General features: G+C 62.4%; 10 protein-coding genes and 2 pseudogenes. 2 read left to right on the forward strand and 10 right to left on the reverse strand.

Annotated elements, in window-relative coordinates:
- Positions 1 to 13 precede the first annotated feature (13 nt).
- Entirely contained in the window at positions 14 to 214 is a 201-nt protein-coding gene (locus SM763_RS04900) for a heavy-metal-associated domain-containing protein (protein WP_065271053.1), read from the forward strand.
- Positions 215 to 253: 39 nt separating this feature from the next.
- On the opposite strand, the gene SM763_RS04905 is transcribed toward SM763_RS04900, so the two are convergent.
- The 9 genes and pseudogenes from SM763_RS04905 to SM763_RS04945 form a co-directional block, all read right to left on the reverse strand.
- Complete coding sequence (locus SM763_RS04905; RefSeq protein WP_368997827.1) at positions 254 to 985, reverse strand: DsbA family protein; 732 nt, start codon at positions 983 to 985, stop codon at positions 254 to 256.
- Between the two features lies 1 nt (position 986).
- A pseudogene (locus tag SM763_RS04910) lies at positions 987 to 1398 on the reverse strand (c-type cytochrome).
- A gap of 53 nt (positions 1399 to 1451) precedes the next feature.
- A pseudogene (locus SM763_RS04915) lies at positions 1452 to 1550 on the reverse strand (multicopper oxidase domain-containing protein); the annotation flags it as partial.
- Between the two features lie 23 nt (positions 1551 to 1573).
- Positions 1574 to 2479 carry a c-type cytochrome gene (locus SM763_RS04920; protein WP_368997828.1) on the reverse strand — a complete coding sequence of 302 codons (906 nt, stop codon included), beginning with the start codon at positions 2477 to 2479 and terminating at the stop codon, positions 1574 to 1576.
- A gap of 2 nt (positions 2480 to 2481) precedes the next feature.
- Positions 2482 to 3087, reverse strand: a complete 606-nt coding sequence (locus SM763_RS04925; protein ID WP_368997829.1) for a c-type cytochrome — start codon at positions 3085 to 3087, stop codon at positions 2482 to 2484.
- Between the two features lie 61 nt (positions 3088 to 3148).
- Positions 3149 to 3607 carry a c-type cytochrome gene (locus SM763_RS04930; RefSeq protein ID WP_368997830.1) on the reverse strand — a complete coding sequence of 153 codons (459 nt, stop codon included), beginning with the start codon at positions 3605 to 3607 and terminating at the stop codon, positions 3149 to 3151.
- Between the two features lie 375 nt (positions 3608 to 3982).
- On the reverse strand, positions 3983 to 4294 hold the full coding sequence (locus tag SM763_RS04935; protein WP_368997831.1) for an SHOCT domain-containing protein: 312 nt from the start codon (positions 4292 to 4294) through the stop codon (positions 3983 to 3985).
- Positions 4291 to 5682 carry an ATP-binding protein gene (locus SM763_RS04940; RefSeq protein WP_368997841.1) on the reverse strand — a complete coding sequence of 464 codons (1392 nt, stop codon included), beginning with the start codon at positions 5680 to 5682 and terminating at the stop codon, positions 4291 to 4293. Before SM763_RS04940 ends, SM763_RS04935 begins: the two co-directional genes overlap by 4 nt.
- A gap of 14 nt (positions 5683 to 5696) precedes the next feature.
- A complete protein-coding gene (locus tag SM763_RS04945) occupies positions 5697 to 6419 on the reverse strand; it encodes a response regulator (RefSeq protein ID WP_368997832.1) in 723 nt (240 codons plus the stop codon).
- Between the two features lie 170 nt (positions 6420 to 6589).
- Here SM763_RS04945 and SM763_RS04950 point away from each other — a divergent pair, with 170 nt between their 5' ends.
- Complete coding sequence (locus SM763_RS04950) at positions 6590 to 7087, forward strand: EF-hand domain-containing protein (protein ID WP_368997833.1); 498 nt, start codon at positions 6590 to 6592, stop codon at positions 7085 to 7087.
- Here the strand turns inward: SM763_RS04950 and SM763_RS04955 are convergent.
- Positions 7071 to 7163, reverse strand: a 93-nt coding sequence (locus SM763_RS04955; RefSeq protein WP_490363258.1) for a transposase domain-containing protein, incomplete at its 5' end; no start/stop codon positions are given. The two genes, SM763_RS04950 and SM763_RS04955, sit on opposite strands and share 17 nt — an antisense overlap.

Consider the following 7163-nt stretch of genomic DNA (forward strand, 5'->3'; position numbering starts at 1 on the left):
GAGAGGGTTCGAAATGGAATTCAAGGTTCCGGACATGAGCTGCGGCCACTGCACTGCCGCCATCGAAAAATCCGTCAAGGCCGCCGATCCGGCCGCCACGATTGCCTGCGACCTCGGCGAACGCCTGGTGAAGATCGACAGCGCACTGTCGGCTGATCAGCTTGCCGCCGTGATCAAGGACGCGGGCTACGACTCGCAGCCCGCTGCCGCCTGATCCAGTCCCGCGTCGGCCCCCTCCGGCGCGGGATCCCCGTTATTCGGCGCGGTCCCGGGCTGTGCTCACCAGTTCCGAAAGCTGGTCCTTTTCAACAAATCCCGGCACCAGCGCATCCCCGACAACGAAGGACGGCGTTCCGTTGAAGCCAAGCGCCTGGGTCAGACGCATCGATGTGGCGATGTGTTCAGCCACTTCCGGCGCCTCCATGTCTTTTTTCAGCTGCTCAAGATCCAGCCCAACCTCTTCGGCGACGCGCAGGACCGTGGCCTCCTGGGCACGGCCCTTGATCGCCATCATCGCCCAGTGGAATTCTTCATATTTGCCCTGCACCCGCGCCGCGAGCGCAGCCTTGGCGGCAAAGACCGAGCCGTCGCCAAGGATCGGCCATTCTCGGTAGACAAGCCGGATATTGGGATCTTCCTCGATCAGCGCCCGGACCTCGGGTTTTACCCGGCGGCAATAGGGACAGTTGTAGTCGAAGAACTCCACCACAGTTACATCCCCCTCCGGATTGCCGAGGACCGGCGCATTCGGATCGCGTTCAATCAAGTCGCGCTGGCTGCGCAGCACCTCTGCCTGGGTTTCTGCCTGTGCATCCGCCTGTTGTTTTTCCAGCAGAGCAACGGCCTCCATGACGATCTCGGGGTTCTCCCGTATCGTCTCCAGGACCAGCTCCCGGACGCGGGCCTCGTCGAGTTCCTGCGAGAGTGCGGGTATCGGCAGCAATGCGGCCATCGCCAGTGCAAGGATCGGTGCCTTAAGGGTCATGTCAGTTCTCTCCATTTTCCGCAGTGGTTCGCGCTTTCTGAGCTTCCTTTACATGCTCCGGCCAGGTGGACCGGATATAGCCCAGCACGTTGCGGATCTGCTGATCCGTCAGGCTGTCGCCAAACCCCGGCATGCCACTGTCAAACTCCATGCCCTGCTGGGCCATAAGGGCCTTGCCGCCTAGCTTGGTATAGTTGAACAGCAGGCTGTCCGAATGATGCCAGGTGTGCCCCGTTTCATCATGCGGGGGGGGCGGGCAGACGCCCGTCGGGGCCGCGTGTGCGCCAGTCCGGCTGGCCTTCCAGCTGAGCCCCGTGACAGGCAGCGCAGGCTTCGGCGTAAAGGGCCTCGCCCTCGGCAATGTCCAGCCCCTCGGCGCCGGAGGCCACCGCCGGATCCTGTCCTTGCAGCATCCAAACGCCGCCAGCCACTGCCGCTGCCAGCACGGCGATGATGACTTGCCCCCTCATGTGACCCGCGCCCATGTCTTCATGCCCGAGGCCGCATGGGTGAGCATGTGGCAGTGCAACAACCAGTCACCGGGATTGTCGGCGGCAATGGTAATGGTGCGCGTTGCGTCCACATCGTTCATTCGGCTGCTCCCCCATCAGAGTCGAGCAGATAGGTGGCGATGGCTTCACGGTCCTTTGGAGTCAGGAACCGGGTGCCTTCGCGGACCACCTCGGCCATGCTGCCGCCAAAAAAGGCATCGCCTGATGGCGTCAGGCCCGTCTGCAACGCGTAGGACAGCGACGAGACTGTCCAGCCGTTCTTGGCTAGATCAGCGGCCCGGATCGAGGGCGCCTTGCTGCCGCCCGGAAGCGCGTCATTGCCGACAAAGGCTGCGTCAGGATCGCGGCCCCCCGCCAGATTGCGCGGCGTATGGCAGGCCCCGCAATGGGCCGCACCGCGAACCAGTTCCCTGCCCCGGTTCCAGGCCGCACTGCGCCCCGGCAGCGGTTCCGTCCCCGGATCGTGGAAAAACGCGGCCCGCCAAATCTTCAGTCCCCAGCGCTGATTGAAGGGAAAACCGACCGCATGATCCGGCGCGGCCTCAGGCACCGGTGCCACGGTCTGAAACGCGGCCCACAGATCGGCGATATCCTGATCGGAAAACTCTGCATAGAAGGGGTAAGGAAAGGCCGGGAAATAGGGTTCCCCATCTGGTCCGATGCCCTGACGGATGGCTTTTGCAAAACTCTCGGCAGTCCAGCCGCCGATGCCATGTTCGGGATCCGTGGTCAGATTCGGCGGATAGAAGGTGCCGAAATCCGTCTTCAGCGGCGCCCCTCCGGCCAGCGGGGCGCCGCCCGCTTCGAAATTAGAATGACAGGCGATACAGCCGCTGGCACGTGCCAGATAAGCACCCCGGTTAACGTCGCCCTCGGTCGTGATCGGCTTCGGAGCGCTGCCGACGGGCCACGTGATCACCGCGGTCAGGGCAACGGCAACACATGCCGCAGTCCCGCCAGACAAAAATGCGACCCGGCGCATGCTCAGTGGTCTTCCGCCCGGAACCGGGAATGACAGGCCGAGCAGACCTGTGTCGTCATCGCAAAGGCCGCATCTACAGGCATCGCGGCGATATCCTCTGCGCGCATCATCCCGGCGCCGCCGCCCATCACACTGGTGCCTGACCCCATCATGGATCCGTTGCCCATCATCGAACCCGATCCCATTCCGGAGCTATTCCCCATCATCGACCCTGCGCCCATGCCTCCGCCACCAGCGACGCCATTCCCGGCAGCGCCCTCCAGGCCCTCGGCGTAGATTTCCAACTGCCGTGCCAGCGCCGCGAACCGATCCCAGTCTGCCCAGACCGCATCCTTGGCCTCGGAAGGGGCTCCGCCAGACCCTTTAGGGAAAAGATCGGTCAGGGCCTCGCCTGCGTGTTTCTGGAAAATCCGAGCTGTGTTGCGCATGGCAGCGGCATCATAGGTCCTCTCGCCGCGCATCATCGGGGTGACCGCCTTCACGGCATCCCCCATCGCTTCCATCGATTCCATCCGATCCCTGACGATGCCCTTGGCATTGCCGTGCGCAAAGGCTGCGACTGCTGTGCCGGTGATGACGATCGCTGCCAGAATGGGTGTTGTCTTCATCGTATCAATACTCCGTTGATGCTGAATTTTGCTGCCCTTGGAGTTCATGAACCCAGGTGCATCAATCGATCCCGTTCGCACGTTGCAGTTCACGCACGTAGGCAATGACCATCTTAACATCACCCGGCGTGACCCCCTCGACCGGAGGCATATTGCCAAAGGGCCAATGATGAGCGCGCACCCCGTTCTGCGCAGCCAGGATAAAGGCCATGTCGGAATGGTGGCTGGGTTCATAGACCTTATGCACCAGCGGCGGCGCAACCCCGTTCTGCCCTGCTGCGTTTTCCCCGTGACAGTCGGCACATTTGGCTTCGAAGATGGATTTTCCAAGCTGGGCATTGCCAGAGAGTTCTGTCGGCAGCGCGACCGTTGCAATCGGAGCGCCAGGGGCAAGCGCGCCCGTGTCAGGCGACGCCATCGAATGACCAACCGGTGCGGCCTCGGGTTGCAGGTACTGCCAGCCACCGACCCCGATGCCCCCAGCCAGAATGACGGCTACCACAACAGTCAACTTGTTCATTTCGTGTCTTTCTTTCGCTTTTCCTAGTGCAGATGAGGCCCGACCTGCGTTCCGGCGGACGCTCTTTCGACCCCTTGGGGCGTGCCTGCCCTCTGCCTGTTTTGAATAAGTGAATATCGAAGGCACCCCATGCGGCAAGCTGGGAAGGCCGCAAGAAATGTATCGGTTTGTATCCTTGACCAGATCCGGCGGCGGGACGGCCTGACGAGCACAGCTTTTCGGGAGCATGATCACATCCATGCTGGCAAAAAACCATTCTAGCGACCCCGGCCGCAACCGGGTTCTATGACACGCGTGAGGATCGGCCTCAGCGGTCCTGCCTCCCAGATCTGCGCCCAGCCCGTGCTGTTCGAGCGTTTGACCTGATGGGTCAGGTCATTCCTCAAGCGTGGCCTTGCGACGGCGGAATTCATCCTCATCGATTTCGCCCTTGGCGAGCCGTTCCCGCAGGATATCGAGCGCATCGGAGGACCGGGCGCCGCCCGGGCGGCTGTCCCTCAGCCAATGCACAGCCAGCACGATCAGGGCGATGACAACGCCCCAGAAGACCAGCATCATCAGCCCGCCGAATACGCCATAGCCGCCGCCCCACATCATATGCCCGTCCCAGTGGCCTTCGGGATCTGCCATCGCTGTTGAGGCGAAAAGGCCCGCAGTAACAGTCATACTCCAGAGTTTCAGGGTCATCTTTCTCTCCTTTCATCGGGTGTTTCTCCGGCAAGCGGGATCGTCACGATGGCGCGTAGCCCGCCTGTTTCACGGTTCCTGAGGGTGATGTCGCCGCCATGCGCCTGGATGATCGTCCGCGCAATCGACAGGCCCAGCCCATGCCCCCCGGTTTCCAGCGATCGCGACGCCTCAAGCCGGTAGAACGGATCAAAGACTTTCTCAGCCTCGTCCTCCGGAATGCCGGGACCGTTGTCGTCAACCGTCAGGACAACAGTATCGCCCACGCGCTGCCAGCCCACCGAGGCGCCGCCGCCATAGCGATTGGCGTTCTCGATCAGGTTGCGCAGCGCCCGCCGGATGGCATTGGGCCGCAAGCGCGCCTTTGTGTCAGGCCCGGCGCCAAGATCGAAACCGCCTGGTATGTCGGCGCGCAAGGCCGAAAGAAAATCATGCAGTTTTATGGTTTCAGGGCGTTCGGATCCGGTCAGCCCTCGGGCAAAGGTCAGCGTTGCATCGACCATGCCCTGCATTTCCTGTACCGAGGCCACAAGGCTGTCGCGGGTTTCTTCATCGTCGACCATCTCGGCGCGCACCCGCAGGGCGGTCAGCGGTGAGCGCAGGTCGTGCCCCAAAGCGGCAAGCATCCGCGTGCGGTCCCCTACAAAGCGAGTCAGGCGGTCCTGCATCCGGTTGAAAGCACGGGTAAGATCGCGCACCTCGCTTGGGCCTGCGACGGGCAGTTCGGCCACATCTTCGCCGCGTCCAAGACTGTCGGCCGCTCGGGCCAGCCGCCTGAGGGGGCCAGTCAGGCGCGCCATCACGAACCAGATTACCACGACCAGCAATACCGCCGCCGACAGGGCGAAGGTCAGCATCGAATAGAGCGGCCACTGGATCGGAGGCCGTTCAAAACGAGTGCCCACGTTCAGCCATTGACCACCACGGATCGCGATAGAGAGGTTCATCTCGACCGCCGTCAGCTCACCCCGCATCATCGCCATATGCATGTCGGTCATTTCCGGCGACAGGTTGGGCAGCGGCATCAGCTGCCGTTCGATCTGGTGCAGCTCGACACGGATATCCCGGCTGAAACTGTCGTCCAGCAGCGTGCGGATACGGGCTTCGACAAGGCCGCCGTCAGAGTGGTCCATGTGCTGGACCGACGCGATATCCGCCAGTTCGAAACGCACCAGCGGCGAGTTCGCGGCCCGCAGGATCGAAGCATGCAGATCGGGAGGCGCTTCCTCGATCAGCCGCGCCACGTTTGCCGCGCGCCCGGCGGCTTCAAAGCCAAGCGCGGCGCGGATCGCAAGGCTGCGTTCATCCGCGAACAGGAACAGGCTGAGCAGCAGCGCTGCGACCAGTGCCGCAACGACCAGCAGGGTCAACTGCACCCGCAGCGACATCCGGCGGCGTAATATCACGCCTCCTCCTCCACATCCGTGGCCAGGCAGTACCCGCCGTTGCGCACCGTCTTGATGATCCGGGGGCGCAGGACATCGGGCTCGATCTTGCGTCGCAGGCGGCTGATCTGGTTGTCGATGGTGCGATCCAGGGGACCGGCGGTCCGCCCGGCCGTGAGATCAAGCAGTTGATCGCGGCTCAGCACCATGCGCGCCCGTTCCAGCAGGACCACCAGCAGCCGGAATTCCGAACTGGTCAGCGGGATTTCATCTGCGTTGTCATCAATGAGGATCTGCCGGTCGGTGTCGAGCACCAGATGTTCGAACCGCACCCTGTGCCCCGACAGCCGCCCGGCCAGAGGGTCCTGCCGCCTGCTCCGCCGCAGGACCGACTTGATCCGGGCCAGCAGCTCGCGCGGGTTGAATGGCTTTGCAAGGTAATCATCTGCACCGATCTCAAGACCGGAGATACGGTCGCTCTCTTCGCCAAGCGCGGTCAGCATGATGACTGGTACGGTGCCGTCATCGGCCAGCCTCCGACAGGCCGACAGGCCGTCTTCACCGGGCATCATCACGTCCAGCACAACCAAATCGAAATGCCCCGCCGCAAGCTGCACGTCCATATCGGCGGCGTCCTTGGCCGCTGTCGCCCGCATCCCGTTCTTTTCAAGGTAGCGCGTCACGCTTTCACGGATCTGCGCGTGATCGTCGACGACAAGGATATGCGGCTGGGGTCCCATGCTTTTGTCCTACCGGAAAGACCGTTTGAATTTCACCATCGCAATTGTAGCGGATTGTATCAGACAGTCGGCTTGCGACAGACCGTTACAATTCTGATGATGCGACGGCCTTCCATTCTGCGCAATCATCCCGAGGTGATGGGTATCGAGCCGAACCACAGGAGGATTTCATGCCGACACTTGCAAAAACCGCAAGCATTCTCGCCGTTTCCCTGCTCACCGCCGGCGGCGCTCTGGCCGACAGCCGCCATCACGGAGGCAATACCGGCGGGGCACATATGGGGGATGAAAAGCCGCAGATGCAGGGCGATCACCACGAGATGATGATGAAACACATGATGCGAAAAATGATGCAGATGCACGGCGGCGGCGCCGAACGGCACGGCATGTCCCGGATGGACCGCGACATGATGCGGACCATGATGGGGGCGGACATGATGGATGGCATGCCTGGCAAAAAGATGCAGGCGGGCCTGAAAGACTATGACGCCGACGGTGATGGCACCCTGTCCCTTGACGAATTTTCGGTCTGGCACGCCGCGATGCTGCGCGAGACGATGGTAGACCGTTTCCAGCATCTGGATGCGGACGGGGATGGCGCCATCACCTCTGATGAAATGAGTGTAAGCGCTGTCGCCACCCCACGCCTGTTCAGCTTGACGGGGTGAAGTTCCAAGGTAGCAGCTCGTCGATCCTTCTGGCCGGGTGACCGGCGGCGATGGCTTCCAGGGTCGCCTTCAAATA

The organism is Pseudophaeobacter sp. C1-32P7, from assembly GCF_041008775.1.
GTDB classification, from domain to species: Bacteria; Pseudomonadota; Alphaproteobacteria; order Rhodobacterales; family Rhodobacteraceae; genus Phycobacter; species Phycobacter gallaeciensis_A.